Below are 18564 nucleotides of genomic sequence, written 5' to 3'. Positions count from 1 at the left end.
GCAAACGCGACGCGACGTTCGTTATCGATGGTAAGTCCTATCTTGGGTGTCAGCCAATACGTTTCTAGGGGCGCGAGAACCAAAAGCCGACGCTCCAGCGTCTGAAAACGTCGAATCGGACGCTCAAGCGGCGCCCGACCCATCGTCGCCGCTCAGGGCCCGTTGGCCCCAATCGCCGCTCAACAGCCTGTGATCTTGGGCCAAATCGCAACCTTGACACTTTCGCCGTCGCGCGATTGTCGTAACACTTGATTAACCCCCAGGGGCGCCCTCAGCGTCAGGAGCCATAGATGCCGAATCCGATGATCGAGGTCAGTTCGGCGCTTGGAGCGCCGGTTCCCGAGGACTTCGTCTCCTATCTGGTCGACCTGGGCGACGACGGCGAGGCCGAGCGGGTCGCCGCGGCCACCGAGATCAACGAGCGTCGCGCCCAGGTGGAAGACCCGGAAGGCCTGCGCCGCGCCCGCGCGCTCTGAGCCGACGCCAAGCCCGCCAGAAAACGCGACAGGACAATAGCCTGGAGCGCGGCCGGGTCCCTGCGTTCAAGCGCCGGGTTCAGAGCATCGGCAGCGCCGACATGGGCGGCGGAGCATTGCTCGACATCCAAAGACCGATCAGCACCGCCATCGCCACGATGGCGGCCAGCAGCAGCGCCCAGGCGTTGCCCAACGCGAGCGGGGCGCGGGTCTTGGCATGCTCACCAGCCTTGCGGTGTGGCATCGAGAAATGCGGGCGTCCGACACGTGGAAGGTGCAGGTGCGGCAGGTGTAGATTTATCGCCCTCATGGCGACCTCCATACGACGACCGGCGGAGGGCGCGCATAGACGCGGCCGCGCCTGGCTCTTGTTCAACGGTTTCGCTTGGACTCAGTTCCGGGATCTGTTGTCCGCCAGCAACCTCCCGCTCGCGCCGGATCGGATATTTCTCGACGCAGCCTTCATGCACGTCGCGGCGTTTCCCATCTGAAGGATAGCCGGCCGCCAGGACTTGAACCGGGGTAGGTCGGCGGGAGTCGTCGGCATGCCGTCCTCCACCGTGCTTGCGCACGCCACCCATGGCCTCGACATCGGGTTTGGCCGCGTCCTGCGGCGGGCTCTGGTCCACCCGCCGCGCGACCCGCCCCAACCGCGGACGAGGCGACGGGGTCACGGGGCGCTGTTGGCCATCCTGGCGTCGTTGTCGGTCCACGCCATCATCGGTGTCTATCTGTGGAGGGCGAAGTTCGAGCCGAACTACAGGGAATACGCCGACGACGTGACCAGCGTGGAATTGATCAAACCCGTACCGCCACCACCACCTCCTCCTCCTCCTCCTCCGCCCCCGAACACGCCGCCGCCGCCGCCGCCGAAGCTGCAGCCCCGGCCACCGGCCGCGGTGGTCGACCTGCCGCCCACGGTGCCCCCGCTGCCGGTCCCGCCGGTCGAACGCCGCGTGGAGGCGGTCCGCCCGCCACGAATCGTCGAACCGCCGCCCCCGGCGCCGTCGGCGCCCGAGCCGCCCCGGCCGTCGGTGATCCAGAACCCCGACTGGCTGCGCAGGCCGAGCGGCGAGGACTTCGCCCGTTACTATCCGAGCCGGGCGCTGCGTATGGACGTGGAGGGCCGCGTCGTCCTCAGTTGTACGGTGACCGCCGGCGGCGGGCTGGATGGCTGTGCGGTGGCCTCCGAGGTCCCCGACGACCAGGAGTTCGGCGGGGCGGCGCTGCGAATGACCCGGCTCTTCAAGATGCGGCCGATGACGCGCGACGGCGCGCCGGTGTCCGGCGGGACGGTGCGTATCCCGATCCGGTTCGCACTGCCCAAGGACTGAACGCCACGCGAGCAGTCCCGGCCAGGGCGCCGGCGGATCAGCGGGCGGCCTAGGCGCGTTCGGTCAGCCCGTACTGGCCCATCCGCCAGAGCAGGGTCTCGATGCGGTCCTGGCCGAAGAACGGCTCGTCCTGGAAGACCATGGTCGGCACCCCCCAGTGGCCGACTTCCTCAAGGCGCGCATGGCTGGCCTGGATGGCGGCTTCCAGGCGCGCGGCCTCCCCCGAAGCGGTCGCGTCCAGGGCGGCGAGGTCCAGGCCCGCGCGCGCGGTGGCCCGGGCCAGATGGTCGCCCTGGTCCCAGCCGGGCGTCTGGCCGCCCCAGATCAGCTTGCTGACCTCGACGATAAAGGGGAGGCCGCGACCGGCCTCGACGGCGGCTTGGCCGAGGTGGGTCAGGCGCTGGATATGGGGCTGGTCCTTGGCCACGTCGCCAGTCGTCAGGTCCATGACGATGGGATCGGGTCGCGGCGGCCCGAAGGTCATGCCCAGCATCTGGGCGGTGCGGAAACAGTCGCGCCCCACATAGAACGGCCACCGCCTGTCCTGGCGCTTGAAGAAGCCGTCGACGCGCACCGCCAGCGGATAGACCGGGCGTACGTCGAGCTGGACCTCGTAGCGCGCCGCGATCTCCGCCAGGCGGGGCGTCGCGAGGTACGAATAGGGGCTCCGGAATGACCAGAAAACGTCGACCTGAAGGGTCATCAAAAACCTCCCGCTTGCAATAATGACTAGTTAGTCCAATAATGACCAGACAGTCAAATTGGAGTTGGCGATGATCGCGGGAGCGGGGGAACGGATCGATCGGCGGCGGGAGCGGACCCGGGCGGCGCTCTTGCGGGCAGGCCAGGTCCTGTTCGCCACCCGTTCGGTGGACGCGGTCACCATCGACGACATCGTCGCCGCCGCAGAGGTCGCCAAGGGCAGCTTCTACAACCACTTCCCGGACAAGGACGGCCTGGCGCGGGAGATCGCCCAGCAGGCGCGCGCCGCCATCGAGTTGACCGTGGCTGACATCAACATCGGCGTGGTCGACCCGGCCGAGCGGGTGGCGCGGGCGCTGGCGATGTTCGCGCGCGGCGCCGAGGCCTTCCCCATTCGCGCCCAGGCCATGATGCGGCTATTCCCCTTCGCCTCGGTCCCCGACGCGCCCATGAACCGTGGCGTGCGCGCCGACATCCAGGCGGGCCTCGCGGCCGGGCGGTTCGGGGGTCTTGCGCCGGAGGCCGCGGTCATGATGGCGGTCGGAACCGCGCAGATCGCCGTGTCGCGGGTGCTGGAACGCCAGGCCGCCGACGCGATCGCGACCCTGGCCGAGGACCTGATCTTCGCCCTGTTGCGGGGGCTGGGATTGGAAGCGGCCGCCGCGCGCGCCGTCGCCGCCAAGGCCTGCGCCGACATCTTCGCCGCCACCCTGCCCAACAGCCTTTGAGGATCTAGGACATGCGGGTCACCGGATTTTTCGTGATCGTCTTCGCGCTGCTGTTCGCGTTCCTGGGCTTCGGGCTATGGGCGGCGCCTGAGGAACTGGCGGGCGGGCTGCAGGTCGCGGCCCTGGCCCCGGAAGGCCTCTCGACCCTGCGCGGGGACCTGGGCGGGCTGTTCGTCGCGCTGGCGGCGCTTTGCTTCGCCGGCGTCTGGACCCGCCGTGGGACGCTGCTGCAGGCCGCCGCCCTGGTCCTGGCCATGATCGTCGTGGGACGGCTGACCGGGGTGATCGATGATGGCTTGCCGGGCGGCGCGACCCGCGCCCTGGCCATCGAGGTCGCCGCCATCCTGGCCCTGGTGCTGCACGCCCGCGGTCTGTCGCGGTCCGACGCGCCCGAGCGCGGCGGCCTGACCCGGACGATCCTGCTGATTGCGGGCCTGGGCGTCGCCGCCAAGTTCGGCCTTTCCGCGGCCCTCGGCGACCCGACGGCCCAGCAGAAGATCTTCGAGCGGGCGGTCGCCCAACGGATGGGTGAAGACAACGCCTCACTGCTGGCCGACGACGCCCTGCGCGTGGCGGTCTGCGGGACCTCGGCCCCGCTGCCCAGCAAGGCGCGCGCGAAGGCCTGCGTGGCGGTGATCGCCGGCGGCAAGATCTACATCGTCGATGTGGGGCCGGAGTCGGTGGAGAACCTGATGCAGTGGGGCGTTCCGCTGGACCGGATCGGCGGGGTGCTGATCACCCACTTCCACTCCGACCATATCGGCGACCTGGGAGAGCTGAACCTGCAGACCTGGGCCCAGGGGCGGCCCGCGCCGCTCAATGTCTACGGCGGACCGGGGGTCGATCAGGTGGTCGACGGTTTCAACCAGGCCTACCGGATCGACCAGGGCTATCGGACCGTCCACCACACGGCCAAGATCATGCCCCCGGAGACGTGGCCGCTGGTGGCGCGCACCGTCGAGATGGCTGGGGCGACGACGCCGTCCAAGGCGCGGACCGGCCTGGTCCTCGACGACGGCCAACTCAAGATCACCGCCATCGAGGTCGACCATGGGCCGATCGAGCCGGCCTACGCCTATCGCTTCGACTACAAGGGCCGTTCGGTGGTGATCAGCGGCGACATGAAGAACCATCCGCCGCTGGCCCGCGCCGCCATGGGGGCCGACGTGATGGTCTCCGAGGCGATCGCGCGGCCGATGATCCAGACGATGGAGGCCGGCGCCAAGGGCCTGGGACGCGGCCGGGTGGAGCGCATCATGCACGACATCCAAGACTATCATGTCTCGCCCCAGGAGGCGGCGGGCCTGGCCAACCAGGCCAAGGTGAAGCTGCTGGTGTTCTATCACCTGCTGCCGGCGCCCGACGGGATGATCGCGCGCCGGACCTTCGAGAGCGGGATCGACGCGGCGCGGGACGGGGACTGGACCCTGGCCGACGACGGCAGCCTCTACACCCTGCCGCTCGGCTCGAAGGAGGTCGAGATCGGGCGCGTCAATCGCTAGAGGCGGCCGAGATCGGCCTCGGCGCTAGTCCCGCAGCTCCAGGATCTCGATCTTCCGGAACTCGACGGGACTGCCTTCGCTCTGGAGCGAGATGTAACCGCGCCCCAGCGGCGCCTCGCCCCGCGCCGCCAGCGCGGCGTCCGGGCTTGCGAGGGCTGGGTATTCGGCGGGGGCGAGCCGCAGGTCGGTGTATTCCATCACCACCTTTCCCTCGACGATGTGGCGCACGCTCTTGGCGCCGCGCACCTCCACCTCGAAGCGGACCCATTGGCCGTCCTGGAAGGTCGGCCCGGTGGATTCGGTGCAGTGCGCCTTGGTGGGCGCGCCGCCTATCGAGACGGTGACGCCGGGCGTGCAGACGGACCCCGTCGGCCGGGTCTGGCCTGGCTTGCCGCCCAGGAGCTGCGCCTCGACGGAGACCGGGAAGGTCTGGTCGAGCCCCATCGTCGCCGGCGCCTGGCCGTGCAGCATCACGCCCGAGTTGCGCGCCGCCCAGGTCGGCGCCCCGGCGACCGGATCGCCGGTGAAACGGTATTCGAAGCGCAGGCGGTAGGATGAGAACGGCGTCTGGTGGATCAGGTGACCGAAGTCGTCCTTGAACCCGTCGTACTTCGCATACGAGACCCGCAGCACCCCGTCCTTCGCCGAGAAGGTGTCCCGCCAGTTTTCGCCCAGGGGGTGGTGATTGATCTTGGGGACCCAACCGTCGAGGTTCGCGCCATTGAAGATCGGCCGCCAGGCCTCCGCGGCGCCGGCCGGGGCGGCCAGGGTCAGGGCGGCGAGCAGCCCGGGGAGGGCGCGCCTCATGTCGCCCAGGCCCGCCCGATTTCCGACAGCGGCACGCAGCCCTTGTAGGCGCCGGGGACCGCGTCATAGCGGACCGCCTGGGTCGCCCCGAGTTCGGAGGTGAAATAGCCCACGGTGACCAGGTCCCTCAGCATCGGGAAGAAGGGCGGGCCCTTCGGGGCCTCGACGGCGGGACTGGGCTGGTTCGACAGGCCTGTCTCGGTCTCGCCGCGACCCACCGCCGCCACGGGCGTCCGCGGAGCCTTGCCCTCGGCGTCGTAGCGCCGCAGCAGGGCGGTCTGCTGGTCGGGTTGCAGGGCCGCGAAGGCCGCGCCGTGCGCCGCGCGGGCGTCGGCGTCGATGCGGTCGAGGCCTGTGCGGATCGTCTGGGCGTCCGCCGGCGAGCAGAAGTCCGACACCGCCCGGTCGACGAACTGCGGGACCCCCGCCTCGCGGGCGCCGGGCGTGTCGGTGGCCGGCACGATCAGTTCGGCGACCACCTCGAGCACCCGCGCCTGGCCGGGGCTCAGCGCCTTGGGCGTCCAGGTCAGGGTCGTGGCGATCTGGGCCACGACCTCCGCTGGGATCACCAGGGCGGTCCACAGGGCGCCGAAGGTCAGCGCCGCTTCGCGCCGGGTCATCCGCACGCGCTTGTCCTCTCCCATCACAGTTCTCCCCGCTTGCGCGCTTCAACCGCGTGGGCGGCCGCCCGCGCCGTCAGCGCCATGTAGGTCAGCGATGGGTTCACGCAGGACGACGAGGTCATGGCCGCCCCGTCGGTCACATAGACGTTCTTGCAGGCATGGACCTGGTTGTGGGCGTTCAGCACCGAGGTCCTGGGGTCGCGGCCCATACGGGCGGTACCCATCTCGTGGATGCCGAGGCCAGGCCCATAGTCCCCCTCCAACTCACGGACGTTCTTGAACCCCGCGCCGTCCAGCATCTCGGCCGCCGCCGACTTCATGTCCTTGCGCATGGCGAGCTCGTTGTCGCGCAGGCTGACGTCGAAGGTGATCGTCGGCAGGCCGTCATGGTCCTTGACGGCGTGGTTCAGGGTCATGCGGTTGTCTGCATGGGGTAGCATCTCGCCGAACCCGCCCAGCCGCACCAGCCAGGGTCCGGGCTGGCTCAGCGCCGCCTTGCGCTCCGCGCCGAAGCCCTCGGCCGGACGGTCCCAGTTGGGCCGTCCCGCCCCGCCCTGATAGCCGAAGCCGCGCACATAGTCGGAGCGCTTGGTCGCCGCGTCGCCGAGGTTGCGGAAACGGGGAATGTAGAGGCCGTTGGGCCGTCGGCCGGAATAGTACATGGCCTCATATCCCGGGGCGTCGGCGGCGGCGCCGACGCCGAGATGGTGGTCCATGATGTTGCGGCCCACCTGGTCGCTGTCGTTGCCAAAGCCGTTCGGGAACCGGTGGCTGGCGGAGTTCAGCATGATCCAGGCGGTGTTCATCGCCGAGGCGCACAGGAAGATCACGTCGGCGTAGTACTCGATCTCCTGGCCGGTCTTGCCGTCCAGCACGCGCACGCCCGTCGCCTTGCCGGCCTTCTCGTCGAAGATCAGCGAGGTGACCGTGGAATCGGGCCGGATCGTCATGTTCTTGGTGTTCTCGGCGGCCACCAGGGTCACGGCGTTCGACGAGAAGAAGGCGCCGAACGGGCAGCCGCGGCTGCACATGTTGCGGTGCTGGCACGGCCCGCGCCCCAGCGCGGTCTGCTCTTCGGTCGGCTCGGTGAGGTTGGCGACGCGGCCGATGGTGATGCGCCGGTCGGGGAAGCGCGCCTCCGACCTCGCCTTCAGGTCCTTCTCGACGCAGTTCATCTCCATCGGCGGCTGGAAGACGCCGTCCGGCAGGTGCGCCAGGCCCTCCTTCTGGCCGCTCACCCCGATGTAGCGCTCCACATGGTCGTACCAGGGCGCCAGGTCCTCGTAGCGGATCGGCCAGTCTACGCCGATCCCCTCGCGGCCGTTGGCCTCGAAGTCGATGGGGCTGTGGCGATAGGTCTGGCGCGCCCACATCAGCGAGCGGCCGCCCACGTGGTAGCCGCGGATCCAGTCGAACCGCTGCGTCTCGGAGTAGGGGTGTTCCTGGTCCTTGACGAAGAAGTGCTGGGTGTACTCGCTGACCGCGTAGCCGGTGCGCTGCTGCTTGGGATACTCGGCCTTCAGGGTCGCGTCCGGCAGCTTGCCGCGCGGATAGCGGGTCTCCCAAGGCGCCATGACCGCGGTGGGATAGTCCTCCAGGTGGCGGACCATGCGACCGCGCTCCAGCACCAGGGTCTTCAGGCCCTTTTCAGTGAGCTCCTTGGCCGCCCAGCCGCCGCTCATGCCGCTGCCGACGACGATCGCGTCGTAGGTGTGCTCGGCCTTCGCGCGATTGTTGAGATTGGCCATGCTCAGAGCCCCAGCAGCTTACGGTTGGCGGTCGCGTCGGTCCCGGCTCCGGCGAAGTCGTCGAAGGCGTGGGGGGTGACGCGGATAATGTGATCGCGGATGAACGGCGCGCCCTCACGGGCTCCGTCCTCGGGATGCTTCAAGGCGCACTCCCACTCCATCACCGCCCAGCCGGGATAGTCGTACTGGGCGAGCTTGGCGAAGATGGCGCCGAAGTCGATCTGGCCGTCGCCCAGCGAGCGGAACCGGCCTGGGCGCTCGACCCAGCCCTGGTAGCCGCCATAGACGCCGGAGCGGCCGTTCGGCCGGAACTCGGCGTCCTTCACGTGAAAGGCGCGGATGCGGTCGTGGTAGTGGTCGATGAAGGCCAGATAGTCGAGCTGCTGCAGCAGGAAGTGGCTGGGATCGTAGAGGATGTTGGCCCGTGGGTGGCCGCCGACCGCCTCCAGGAACCGCTCGAAGGTCACGCCGTCGTGCAGGTCTTCGCCGGGGTGCAGCTCGAAGCAGACGTCGACGCCCGCCTCATCGAAGGCGTCGAGGATCGGGCGCCAACGGCGGCCAAGCTCGGCGAAAGCCTCCTCCACAAGACCGGCCGGCCGCTGGGGCCAGGGGTAGAAATAGGGCCAGGCGAGCGCGCCGGAGAAGGTGGCGTGGGCGGTGAGGCCGAGGCGCTGGCTGGCCTTCGCCGCCAGCGTCACCTGCCGCGTCGCCCAGGCCTGCCGCTCGGCCGGCTTGCCGCGCACCTGCTCGGGCGCGAAGCCGTCGAAGAGGGCGTCGTAGGCCGGGTGCACGGCGACGAGCTGGCCCTGCAGGTGCGTCGAAAGCTCGGTGATCTGCAGGCCGTGCTCGGCCAGCCGGCCGGCGATGTCGTCGCAATAGGCCTGGCTCTGCGCGCCCTGTTCCAGATCGAAGAAGGCGTCGGCGCCGCCGGTCGGCACCTGCACCCCGACATAGCCGAGGCCCGCCGCCCATCGGGCGATGCTGTCCAGCCGGTTGAACGGCGGTTCGGGTCCGATGAACTGGGCGAGGAATATGCCCGGGCCCTTCAGCGTCCTCATGCGGCTTCCTCCAGGGGGACCCAGCCAAGGCCGGCCCGGCTGGCGGCGACGGCGGTCTCTACGAACGCCATGCCGCGCAAACCTTCGGCGACGCCGGGGACGAGGCCGGTATCGGACCGGCCCGCGACGATGGCGTCGGCGAAGTCGCGGTAGAGGTTGGCGAAGGCCTCGATGAAGCCTTCCGGATGGCCGGTGGGGATGCGCGAGGCCGTGCGCGCCGTCGCGCTGAGATAGGCCGAGCCGGCGTGCAGCACCTGGGTGGGCGCGTCGAGCCAGTCGACGACGAGTTCGCTGTGGCGCTCATGGCTCCAGGTGAGGCCGCCCTTCTCGCCATAGACCTTGATGTTGAGGCCGTTGCGGGCGCCGGCGGAAATCTGCGAGGCGATCAGCACCCCGCGCGCGCCGCCCGCGAAGCGCAGCAGCATGTTGCAGTCGTCGTCCAGAACCCGGCCCGGCACGACGGCGGCCAGGTCAGCGCAAAGCGCGGTCACGCGCGCCCCTCCGACGAATTCGACGAGGTTGAAGGCGTGGGTTCCGATGTCGCCGATGCAGCCGCCGACGCCGGCCTGGGCGGGGTCGGCGCGCCAGCCGGCCTGTCTGTCGCCGTCCTGTTCGATGGGCCGCGAGAGCCAGCCCTGGGCGTACTCGACGACGATTTTGCGCACAGCGCCCAGGTCGCCGCGCCGGACGATTTCGCGCGCCTCGCGGACCATTGGATAGCCGGTATAGACGTGGGTCAGGCCGTAGAGCCGGCCTGAGCTCGCCACGACGCCGGCCAGTTCGCGGGCCTCGGCGAGGTCCAGCGTCGCGGGCTTGTCGCTCATGACGTGCAGCCCGGCCTTCAGCGCCGCGGCGGACACCTCGAAGTGCAGGTGATTGGGCGTGACCACCGCCGCCAGTTCGGCGCCGTCCGTCCGCGCCGGCTCGGCGGCGAGCATCTGGCGGTAGTCCCCATAGGTCCGATCCGCCGCCACGCCCCAGGCGCGCGCGGCCTGCGCGTTCCGGCCGCCATCGCGGCTGAAGGCGCCGGCCACGAGCCGGATGCGTCCGTCGAGCTCGGCGGCCATGCGATGGACCGGCCCGATGAACGAGCCCGGCCCGCCGCCGACCATGGCGAGGCGGAGAGGGGCGTTTGCGGTCACCCGTTCACTCGCGCCAGGTAGTCGTGGCTGATCTTCGCCGCCTCGATCCGCGGGCGGGTGAACGGCGGCTCCTGTTCGACATAGAATCCGCGCACGCCCGATGCGTAGGCGGCAGGCAGCAGCTTGGCCCAGTCGAGGGACCCGGAACCGATCTCCGTCGGGTCCATTGTCAGGGCGTAGTTCGGCTTGGTCGTCGCCTTGATGTCCTTCACGTGCATCAGGGTGAAGCGGCCTTTGTGCTTGCGGAGCAGGGCCAGGGGATCGGCGCCCGCTGCCGCCACCCAGCCGACGTCGATCTCGAAGGTGACCAGCTTCGGGTCGGTGTTCTTCAGCAGGATCTCCAGCCCGTTGGTGTCGCCCAGCGGCGCGAACTCGAAGTTGTGGTTGTGGTAGCCGACCCCGATCCCCGAGCTTTTGAGGGCCGCGCCCTTCGCATTGAGGAAATCGGCGTTCATCTTCCAGTCGTCGGCGGTGAGCGACGCCGTGACTTTCCGATAGAACTCGGCGCCGGTCAGGCCTTGGGCCGCCTGGACCGCGTGGTCGGGCGCGTAGGGGCTCGGCGCGACGGCGTATGTGACGCCGATGGTCGCGAGCGCATCGGCAAGGCGGGCGAGGTCGCCCTCGAAACCCGCTTCGCCGCGCGCCTGGATGTGGGCGCTGGTGCAGACCAGGCCGGCGCGGTCCAGGGCGGCGCGGATGTCGGCCGGAGCGCGGCCGGTGAGGCCGGGGAGTTCGACGGCCTTGTAGCCGATGGCGGCGATGGACTTCAGCGTGCCGTCCAGGTCCTTCGCGGCGTCGGGGCCGAGCGTATAGAGCTGGATGCCGAGCGGCAGGCCGTGGCGCTTGAAGAACGGCTGGGGCGCCGCGGCGACGGCGGTGGCGGCCATCGAGGCCAGGCCCGCGCCGAGGAAGCCGCGCCGGTGGAATTGGGGCGATATCGGACGCAAGGGCGTCTCCTTCTCTCGGGCGGCGTCAGGCCGCGGGTGCGGTTTGGGGCGCCCGGGTGGGCGGGCGGAAGAACAGGGCGAGCAGCAGGACGGCGACAAGCGCCATGCCGGTGGGAACCAGGAACAGGGACTGGTAGTCGACCGCGCCGGTCGCCGGGTCCTTCAGCCGTCCCATCAGGGTCGGGAACAGGAAGGCCGCCGCCACATTGCCCACGCCCAGGATCAGGAAGTTGAACAGGCCCTGGGCGCTGGAGCGGACGTCCTTGGGGAAGGCGGCGTCCACGAAGATGTACACGGTCGCGAAGAAGAAGGCGTAGCAGACGCCGTGCAGGAGCTGCACCGCCACGATCATCGGCACGCTGTCGGCGGCGAAGGCGAAGACGGCGAACCGCGCGGCGTGGCCCAGGACGCCGACGATCATGGTGACCTTCCACCCTAGCCGGATCAGCACTCCGCCCAGCACGAACATGGTCACGATCTCGGCGATCTGCCCGAGGCTGAGGACCACCATCGAGAGGTTCCCGGCGATGCCCACGCGGTCGGTCAGGAAGGCGTCGGCCATCACGAAATAGCCGTTGTGGATGACGCTATCGATGAAGGTCACCAGGAACAGCACCGCCACGAAGGGCAGGCGCAGCAGCTTCAGGGTCTCGCGCCAGGCCAGCGGGTCGGCGCCGGCGGCGTCGCGCTTGGGCGGGGTGTGGGGCAGGGTGAGGCTGTAGGCCGCGAGCGCGAAGGAGACGATGGCCGCCACCAGGAAGATCCAGCGCACCTGGTCGGCGCTAGCCTGGGCTCCGAGCAGGAAGATGAAGGGCCAGCTCACCAGGATCCAGCCCACGGTGCCGCCCATCCGCACGGCGCCGAAGTCCCGGGCGGGCTCCTTGAGGTTGGCGAAGGCGATCGAGTTGGAGACCGACAGGGTCGGCACATAAAGCAGGCTGAAGACTAGGTAGCAGGCGAAGAATGGCCAGAAGCTGGTCGTGAAGGCGCAACCGACCAGCGCCAGTCCGCCGAGCAGGTGGCTCACGGACATGAACCGCTCGGCGGCGAAGTTGCGGTCGGCGAACTGGTTGGAGAAGAAGATGCCGGCCAGGGCCGCGACGCCCCAGCAACTGCCGACCAGCGACTGCTGCCACGGCGCGAAGCCCAGCATGCTCATGTAGGGGAACAGCTTCGGCGCCCAGGCGCCCCAGACGGCGAGCTGCAGCACCATCATCAGAAAGAGCCGCGCCTGAACCGTCATGCCCCTAGCCCTCCCAGGCCGTTCGGCGGCGGAACTCCTTGGACGGCTCCGCTCACACGATGTAATGGATTACATCGTTAGCAATCGACTCGGCGGGAGGCAACAGGAATGGCTACGATCCAGGACGTCGCCCGTGACGCCGGGGTGTCCACCGCCACCGTATCCCGCGTGTTGAGCGCGCCGCAGGTGGTGTCCCAGGCCACTCGCGAGCGGGTCCTGGCGGTCGTCGAGCGCCTCGGCTACGCGCCCAACACCGCGGCCAAGAGCCTGCGCACCCTGCGGACCCAGAAGATCCTGGTGACGGTGCCGGACATCTCCAATCCCTTCTTCAGCCAGGTTATCCGGGGCGTCGAAGCCGCCGCCCAGGCCGCGGGCTATTCGGTGCTGCTGGGCGACACCCGCCACGAGCCCGAGCGGGAGGAGCAGTACGGTCAGATGCTCCGCCGCAAGGAGGCCGATGGGCTGGTGTTCCTCGGCCATCGGCTGCCCGACAGCCTGGCCGAGATGGTCGAGGCGATGGGCGCCCGCGCGCCCATCGTCAACGGCTGCGAGTTCAGCCCGGACCTCGCCGTCTCCAGCGCCCATATCGACAACGCCCGCGCCGCCGGCGAGGCGATGGAGCACCTTTACGGCCTGGGTCACAGCCGCGTGGGTGTGATCAGCGGCCCGCTGGCCAGTCCCATCAGCCGTGACCGCCTGGACGGCGCGCGCGACGCGGCCGCCCGTCATGGCCAGGCGCAGGGTCTGGCGGTGGCCGTCGGCGATTTTTCCATCGAGTCCGGCCTCGAACAGACGCTGGCGCTGCTGCGGGCCGACGCTCGCCCGACAGCGATCTTCTGCTTCAGCGACGAGATGGCCATGGGCGCGCTCGAGGCTTTCCGGAGATCGGGGCTGTCCTGCCCGGGCGACATCTCGCTCATCGGGTTCGACGACATTCGCTACGCCCAGTACCTCGATCCGCCGCTGACCACCGTCAGCCAGCCCATGGACCGCATCGGCCAGGAGGCGGTGCGTCTCCTGCTCGGCATCCTCTCGGGCGAGGCGCCGGAGGTGCAGCACGTGACATTGGCGCACCGGCTGGTGATACGGGCGAGCTGCGGGCCGGTCAGGACCAGGGTCTCCGCCTAGGCGCTAGCGCGCGGCAAGTCCGATCGAGAATCGACACGGATGTGATGTTTCGCCGCTCCGATCCCTGATCGCCCGACGCGCCCGCGCGCCCTGCTAGCACCGGGCATCGGCACCATCGGACAGGGATGAAGGACAGATGAGCGACGGGAACCTGATGTGGCCCACCGGCAAGGCCGGACGCACGACGCGAGTGGACGCCCTGGTGATCGGCGCCGGCTTTGGGGGCATGTGCATGGTCCATCGCTTGCGCGGCATGGGCCTGTCTGTGCAGGGGATCGAAGCCGGCGGCGGTGTGGGCGGCGTCTGGTACTGGAACCGCTATCCGGGCGCCCGCTGCGACCTGATGAGCATCGACTACAGCTATTCGTTCTCCGAGGAGATCCAGCAGGAATGGACGTGGTCTGAGCAGTTCGCGGCCCAGCCGGAAATCCTCGCCTACGCCAATTTCGCCGCCGACCGGCTCGACCTCCGAAAGGCGTTCCAGTTCAACACCCGGGTCGAGAGCGCCGAGTTCGACGACGTCCGTCGCCTTTGGGTCGCCAGGACCGATCGCGGCGAGGTGATCGAGGCGACCTACTGCATCATGGCCACCGGTCCGCTCTCCATCCCCAAGGAGGTCGGCTTCGAGGGGGTGAACGACTTCAAGGGCGAGATTTACTACGCCGCCAGGTGGCCGCACGCGCCGGTGAGCTTCGCCGGCAAGCGGGTCGGCGTCGTGGGCACCGGCTCGACGGGCATCCAGATCGTCCCGGTCGTCGCCGAAGAGGCCGATGAGCTCTTCGTGTTCCAGCGCACGCCCAGTTTCACCATGCCCATGAGGAACAAGCCGCTGGACGCCGAGTACGTCGCCCAGGTGAAACGGCACTACCCCGCTCTTCGAGCCTCGGCCCGGAACACAGCGATCGGCGGGGTCCGTCCCATTTCCAGCCGTCCGCTGTTCAGCGTGACGCCACAGGAGCGCCTGGAGCTCATGGAGGATTCCTGGGCGCGCGGCGGACTGGCGTTCCTGGGCACCTTCTCCGACCTGCTGACCAATGCGGAAGCGAATGAGATCGTCGCCGAGTTCGTCCGCGGCAAGATCGGCGAGGTGGTCAAGGATCCGGACACCGCCGAGCGGCTGAAGCCGCGCGGCTATCCGATCTTCGCCCGCCGTCCCTGCCTGGACACCAATTATTATGAGGCTTTCAATCAGCCCAACGTCCACCTTGTTGACCTGCTCGAGGACCCCATCCTGCGCCTCACGGAGCGGGGCGTGCAGACACAGGCTCGCGAGGTCGAGCTCGACGTGCTCATCATGGCCACCGGTTATGACGGACTGACGGGCGCCATGCTGGCCGTCGACATCAAGGGCCGGGGCGGACGCAGCCTGAAGGACAAATGGCGCGACGGGGCGCGGTCCTATCTGGGCCTGGCCATGGAAGGCTTCCCGAACCTGTTCATGATCTGCGGCGCCAATGGTCCGGCGGCTCTCGCCAATATCGTCACCCTGGACGAGCAGAACACCGACTGGATCGCCGAGTGCATCGAGCACATGCGTGGCCAACAGTTCGCCACGATCGAGGCCGGCGCCGAGGCCGAGGCGCAGTGGCTGGATGCGATCTCCGCGCTGGCGGAAAAGTCCCTGATGCCGAAAGCCAACACCTGGTACGTCGGCGCCAATGTCGCGGGGAAGCCGAGGGTGTTCAGCCTCTATTCCGGCGGCTTCAACAAGTATCGCGAGATCTGTGAATCCGTGACCGCGGACGGCTATCGCGGGTTCTCGTTCGAGCGGTCGCAGAGTCCCGTCGAGGCCTGATCGTCGGATGACGCCGCACATCGAGATCATCGGACGCGAGCGCTGCCGGCTCGGCGAGTCCCCGGTCTGGGATCCGGTGCTGAAGCGCCTTTTCTGGGTGGATGGGCGCGCGCCGACGATCTGGTCCTTCGATCCGGAGACGGGCGACCAGGCTTCGCTGTCGGCGCCGGACATGGTCGGCAGCATCGTACTTGGCGAACCCGGCCGTCTGGTGGCCGGACTACGCCATGAAGTGTGCCGTGTAGATTTCGCCGCGGGGGTGTTCACCCCCCTGGCCAAGCCGGACCCGATCCTTGCCGCCGAGCGACTGAACGACGGCAAGACCGACAGGGCAGGCCGCTTCGTGACGGGTTCGCAGCACCATGCGGACGGGCGGCCGCCGGAGGGCAGGCTCTACCGCTTCGATCGGGGCGGGACCTGCGAGGTGCTGGAGACCGGCGTCGAGATTTCGAACTCGATCTGCTTCAGCCCCTCAGGCGACCGGCTCTATTTCGCCGACAGTCTCCGCCAGGCCATCTGGACCTATGCCTACGATCTCGAGACCGGCCAGATCGGGCCGCGCGAGACGCTGATCGACACCGCGCCGCTCAACTCCGCGCCCGACGGCGCGACCGTCGACGCCGAGGGCCGGCTGTGGGTGGCGCTCGTCCAGTCGGGGCAGATCGCCTGCATCACGCCGGATGGGAAGGTGGAGCGGCTGGTCGACTGTCCGATCCCATTCCCCTCGTGCCCGGCTTTCGGCGGCGAGCGCCTTGATGTGCTCTACGTCACGGCGATTTCCGATTCCGGCGGGCGGCTCAAGACGGACCACCCGGACGGCGGGCGGCTCTTCGCCATCGAGGGTCTGGGCGCGCAGGGGATCGCCGAGACACGCTGCCGGCTCTGACGGAGCGCCGAGATTTCATATGCGATCTTGGCGCGCGCCGGCGACGCCGCGGCGACACCGACGCCGCTGCGCCTAGAACCTGGACACAGTCATATGCTGTTCGACAGGACGCTCATGGATCTCGACCTCGACCCCGCCGACCGGGCCTTTCGCGACGAGGTTCGCGCATTCTTCACTGAGAACACGCCGGAGTCCTTCAAGGCCCGGGTGCGCGCCGGCATGCGCCTGGAGCCGCACGAATTCGTCGCCTGGCAGAAGCTCCTGCACGCGCGGGGCTGGGGCGCGCCGTCCTGGCCAAAGGAGTACGGCGGCACGGGCTGGACGCCGACCCAGCTTTACATTTTCGAGACCGAGGCGTCGTTGGCCGACGCGCCGGTGCAGTACCACCAGGGCCTCGAACTGATCGGCCCGATCATCTTCACCTTCGGAAACGCCGAGCAGAAGGCGCGTTACCTGCCGCGCATCCTCTCCAGCGAAGACTGGTGGTGCCAGGGATATTCCGAGCCGAACGCGGGTTCGGACCTGGCCTCGCTGAGCACGCGGGCCGTGCGCGACGGCGACTGCTATGTGGTCGACGGCCAAAAGATGTGGACCAGCTACGCCCAGGTCGCCAACCGCATGTTCTGCCTGGTCCGGACCGATCCGGAGGGGCGCAAGCAGGCGGGGATCTCGCTGTTGCTGCTCGACATGGACATGCCCGGGGTCAGCATCCGGCCGATCATCACCATGGACGAGATCCATCATACCAACGAGGTGTTCCTGGACAGCGTTCGGGTCCCAGTGGCCAACCTCATCGGCGAGGAAGGGCAGGGCTGGGGCTACGGAAAGGTCCTGCTGGACCGCGAGCGCGGGGTGACCGCGGCCACCACCCTGCGGCTTCGCCAGCAGCTGCGCGGCGCGCGGGCGGCCGCGGCCCAGGCCCGGACCAGCCAAGGCGCCCTGCTCGACGACCCGGTGACCGCCGACCGTCTGGCCCAGCTCGAAATCGAGGTGATCGCCCTGGAGGGGATGGTCATGCGGACCATGGCCGAGGCGGCGTCGGGCAAGGACTCCGGCCCGCGCGCCTCGATGATCAAGGTGCGCTGGTCGGAGCTGCTGCAGGAGGTCACCGAGTTCTGGGTGGAGACCATGGGCTACGACGCCGCGGCCTTCGGAACGATCGGAAACGGGGCGCCGACCGAGCCCTGGCCGATGATGGGCATGCTCTATTCCCGCGTCACCAGCATCTACGGCGGCGCCAACGAAATCCAACGCAACATCATCGCCCGCCGGGCGCTGGGCCTCTAGGCAGGAGCCGTCGACCGATGAATTTCGAGCTCACCGACGAACAGCGCCTGCTGCAGGACAGCGTCCTGCGCTTCGCCCGCGACCACTACGACTTCTCCGCCTGGCGCGCCCGCATCGGCCGCGGCGAGGGCTTCGACCGGGGCCTGTGGAAGCAGATGGCCGACCTCGGCTGGCTGTCCCTCACGGCGCCGGAGGAAGACGGCGGCCTGGGCGGCTCGCCGGTCGACACCATGGTGATCATGGAGGGCGTGGGCCGGGCCTTGATGCTGGAGCCCTTCGTCGCCAGCGCGGTGTTCGCGCCCACGCTGCTGCCGCACCTGGCCGGGCCGGAACGCACCGAACTGATCGCCGCGGCGATGGCGGGAACCGCGGTGGTCACCCTGGCCGACGCCGAACCCGATGGGCGCTTCGACCTGGCGGCGGTCTCCACGCGCGCCGAGCGCACGGCGGCGGGCTTCCGCCTGACGGGCGAGAAGAGCCATGCCCTGGACGGCGCCGAGGCCGACTGGTTCGTCGTGCCGGCGCGGACGTCCGGCGAAGGGGCCGAGGAAGCGGGGATCACCCTGTTCCTCGTGGCCAGGGACGCGCCGGGGCTGGCCGTCCATGCGGTCCGGGCCATGGACCATCGCCGCAATGCGAGCCTGTCGCTGGACGGTGTCGAGGTGTCCGACGGCGCGGTGATCGGCGAGGTCGGCCAAGGCTTCGGCCTGGCGCGCCATGCGGTGGATCTGGCGATCGTCGCGCGCCTGGCCGAGGCGGTCGGCGCGATGGAGGCGGCCTATGAGCAGACCCTGCAGCACCTCAGGACCCGCAAGCAGTTCGGCCAGGCCATCGGATCGTTCCAGGCCTTGCAGCACCGCGCTGTGGACATGGCGATCGCCTGCGAGGAGGCGCGATCGATGACCTATCTGGCGACGATCGCGGTGAGTTCGTCCGATCCCGCGCGCCGCCAGACGATCGCGGCGGCCAAGGCGCGGGTGGGACAGACGAGCCTCTATGTCGCCCGTCAGGCGGTTCAGCTGCACGGCGGCATGGGCTTCAGCGACGAGCTGGCCATCGGCCACTATCTCAAGCGCCTGGTGATGATCGACCTGGCTTTCGGCAACGCGGCCGAGCATCGCCGGCAGTTCGCCGCCGCCCGCGCGGCCTGAGCGCGAG

18 protein-coding genes are annotated in these 18564 nt (G+C 69.3%); 9 read left to right on the top strand and 9 right to left on the bottom strand.

Annotated features, from left to right (window positions below; all coding sequences use genetic code 11):
* The first annotated feature begins 290 nt into the window (after positions 1-290).
* Positions 291-476 carry a hypothetical protein gene (locus Q8Q77_RS02090; RefSeq protein WP_305580679.1) on the top strand — a complete coding sequence of 62 codons (186 nt, stop codon included), beginning with the start codon at positions 291-293 and terminating at the stop codon, positions 474-476.
* A gap of 79 nt (positions 477-555) precedes the next feature.
* Here the strand turns inward: Q8Q77_RS02090 and Q8Q77_RS02085 are convergent, their stop codons facing one another.
* Entirely contained in the window at positions 556-786 is a 231-nt protein-coding gene (locus Q8Q77_RS02085) for a hypothetical protein (protein ID WP_305580677.1), read from the bottom strand.
* Between the two features lie 235 nt (positions 787-1021).
* On the opposite strand from Q8Q77_RS02085, the gene Q8Q77_RS02080 reads away from it, so the two are divergent.
* Positions 1022-1810, top strand: coding sequence for an energy transducer TonB (locus Q8Q77_RS02080; protein WP_305580675.1), 789 nt, complete (start codon positions 1022-1024; stop codon positions 1808-1810).
* Between the two features lie 49 nt (positions 1811-1859).
* Here Q8Q77_RS02080 and Q8Q77_RS02075 read toward each other — a convergent pair whose 3' ends face one another.
* Positions 1860-2513, bottom strand: a complete 654-nt coding sequence (locus Q8Q77_RS02075) for a 2-hydroxychromene-2-carboxylate isomerase (RefSeq protein WP_305580673.1) — start codon at positions 2511-2513, stop codon at positions 1860-1862.
* Positions 2514-2583: 70 nt separating this feature from the next.
* Between Q8Q77_RS02075 and Q8Q77_RS02070 the strand changes: the two genes are divergently transcribed.
* Positions 2584-3240: a TetR/AcrR family transcriptional regulator gene (locus Q8Q77_RS02070; protein ID WP_305580671.1), complete on the top strand. Its 657-nt coding sequence runs from the start codon at positions 2584-2586 to the stop codon at positions 3238-3240.
* A gap of 11 nt (positions 3241-3251) precedes the next feature.
* A complete protein-coding gene (locus tag Q8Q77_RS02065) occupies positions 3252-4742 on the top strand; it encodes an MBL fold metallo-hydrolase (RefSeq protein WP_305580669.1) in 1491 nt (496 codons plus the stop codon).
* Positions 4743-4766: 24 nt separating this feature from the next.
* Here Q8Q77_RS02065 and Q8Q77_RS02060 read toward each other — a convergent pair whose 3' ends face one another.
* Genes Q8Q77_RS02060 through Q8Q77_RS02030 form a run of 7 tightly spaced genes read right to left on the bottom strand, consistent with a single transcriptional unit; the run spans position 4767 to position 12310 of the window.
* Positions 4767-5549: a DUF1080 domain-containing protein gene (locus Q8Q77_RS02060; RefSeq protein ID WP_305580667.1), complete on the bottom strand. Its 783-nt coding sequence runs from the start codon at positions 5547-5549 to the stop codon at positions 4767-4769.
* Positions 5546-6193: a gluconate 2-dehydrogenase subunit 3 family protein gene (locus Q8Q77_RS02055; RefSeq protein WP_305580665.1), complete on the bottom strand. Its 648-nt coding sequence runs from the start codon at positions 6191-6193 to the stop codon at positions 5546-5548. The genes Q8Q77_RS02060 and Q8Q77_RS02055 overlap by 4 nt, the downstream gene beginning before the upstream one ends.
* Entirely contained in the window at positions 6193-7920 is a 1728-nt protein-coding gene (locus Q8Q77_RS02050; RefSeq protein WP_305580663.1) for a GMC oxidoreductase, read from the bottom strand. The genes Q8Q77_RS02055 and Q8Q77_RS02050 overlap by 1 nt, the downstream gene beginning before the upstream one ends.
* 2 nt (positions 7921-7922) lie before the next feature.
* Positions 7923-8978 carry a sugar phosphate isomerase/epimerase gene (locus tag Q8Q77_RS02045; protein WP_305580661.1) on the bottom strand — a complete coding sequence of 352 codons (1056 nt, stop codon included), beginning with the start codon at positions 8976-8978 and terminating at the stop codon, positions 7923-7925.
* Positions 8975-10090, bottom strand: coding sequence for a Gfo/Idh/MocA family protein (locus tag Q8Q77_RS02040; protein ID WP_305580706.1), 1116 nt, complete (start codon positions 10088-10090; stop codon positions 8975-8977). Before Q8Q77_RS02040 ends, Q8Q77_RS02045 begins: the two co-directional genes overlap by 4 nt.
* A 26-nt stretch (positions 10091-10116) precedes the next feature.
* A complete protein-coding gene (locus Q8Q77_RS02035; RefSeq protein ID WP_305580659.1) occupies positions 10117-11067 on the bottom strand; it encodes a sugar phosphate isomerase/epimerase in 951 nt (316 codons plus the stop codon).
* A 25-nt stretch (positions 11068-11092) separates the two neighbouring features.
* Complete coding sequence (locus Q8Q77_RS02030) at positions 11093-12310, bottom strand: MFS transporter (protein ID WP_305580657.1); 1218 nt, start codon at positions 12308-12310, stop codon at positions 11093-11095.
* A 108-nt stretch (positions 12311-12418) separates the two neighbouring features.
* Here Q8Q77_RS02030 and Q8Q77_RS02025 point away from each other — a divergent pair, with 108 nt between their 5' ends.
* The 5 genes from Q8Q77_RS02025 to Q8Q77_RS02005 all read left to right on the top strand — a co-directional run bounded on the left by Q8Q77_RS02025 (position 12419) and on the right by Q8Q77_RS02005 (position 18557).
* The gene (locus tag Q8Q77_RS02025; RefSeq protein WP_305580655.1) at positions 12419-13438 is read left to right on the top strand and encodes a LacI family DNA-binding transcriptional regulator; all 1020 of its coding nucleotides are present in this window, start codon (positions 12419-12421) and stop codon (positions 13436-13438) included.
* A gap of 136 nt (positions 13439-13574) precedes the next feature.
* Positions 13575-15233 carry an NAD(P)/FAD-dependent oxidoreductase gene (locus Q8Q77_RS02020; protein ID WP_305580653.1) on the top strand — a complete coding sequence of 553 codons (1659 nt, stop codon included), beginning with the start codon at positions 13575-13577 and terminating at the stop codon, positions 15231-15233.
* A gap of 7 nt (positions 15234-15240) precedes the next feature.
* The gene (locus Q8Q77_RS02015; RefSeq protein ID WP_305580651.1) at positions 15241-16119 is read left to right on the top strand and encodes an SMP-30/gluconolactonase/LRE family protein; all 879 of its coding nucleotides are present in this window, start codon (positions 15241-15243) and stop codon (positions 16117-16119) included.
* Positions 16120-16233: 114 nt separating this feature from the next.
* Positions 16234-17406 carry an acyl-CoA dehydrogenase family protein gene (locus tag Q8Q77_RS02010; protein ID WP_305580704.1) on the top strand — a complete coding sequence of 391 codons (1173 nt, stop codon included), beginning with the start codon at positions 16234-16236 and terminating at the stop codon, positions 17404-17406.
* 17 nt (positions 17407-17423) lie between these two features.
* Positions 17424-18557 (top strand): acyl-CoA dehydrogenase family protein, encoded by a 1134-nt coding sequence (locus Q8Q77_RS02005; protein ID WP_305580649.1) that lies wholly within the window; start codon positions 17424-17426, stop codon positions 18555-18557.
* Positions 18558-18564: the final 7 nt, after the last annotated feature.

The sequence above is a fragment of the Phenylobacterium sp. genome, from assembly GCF_030698145.1.
Lineage (GTDB): Bacteria > Pseudomonadota > Alphaproteobacteria > Caulobacterales > Caulobacteraceae > Phenylobacterium.
This window is presented reverse-complemented; position numbering and strand designations above follow the sequence as displayed.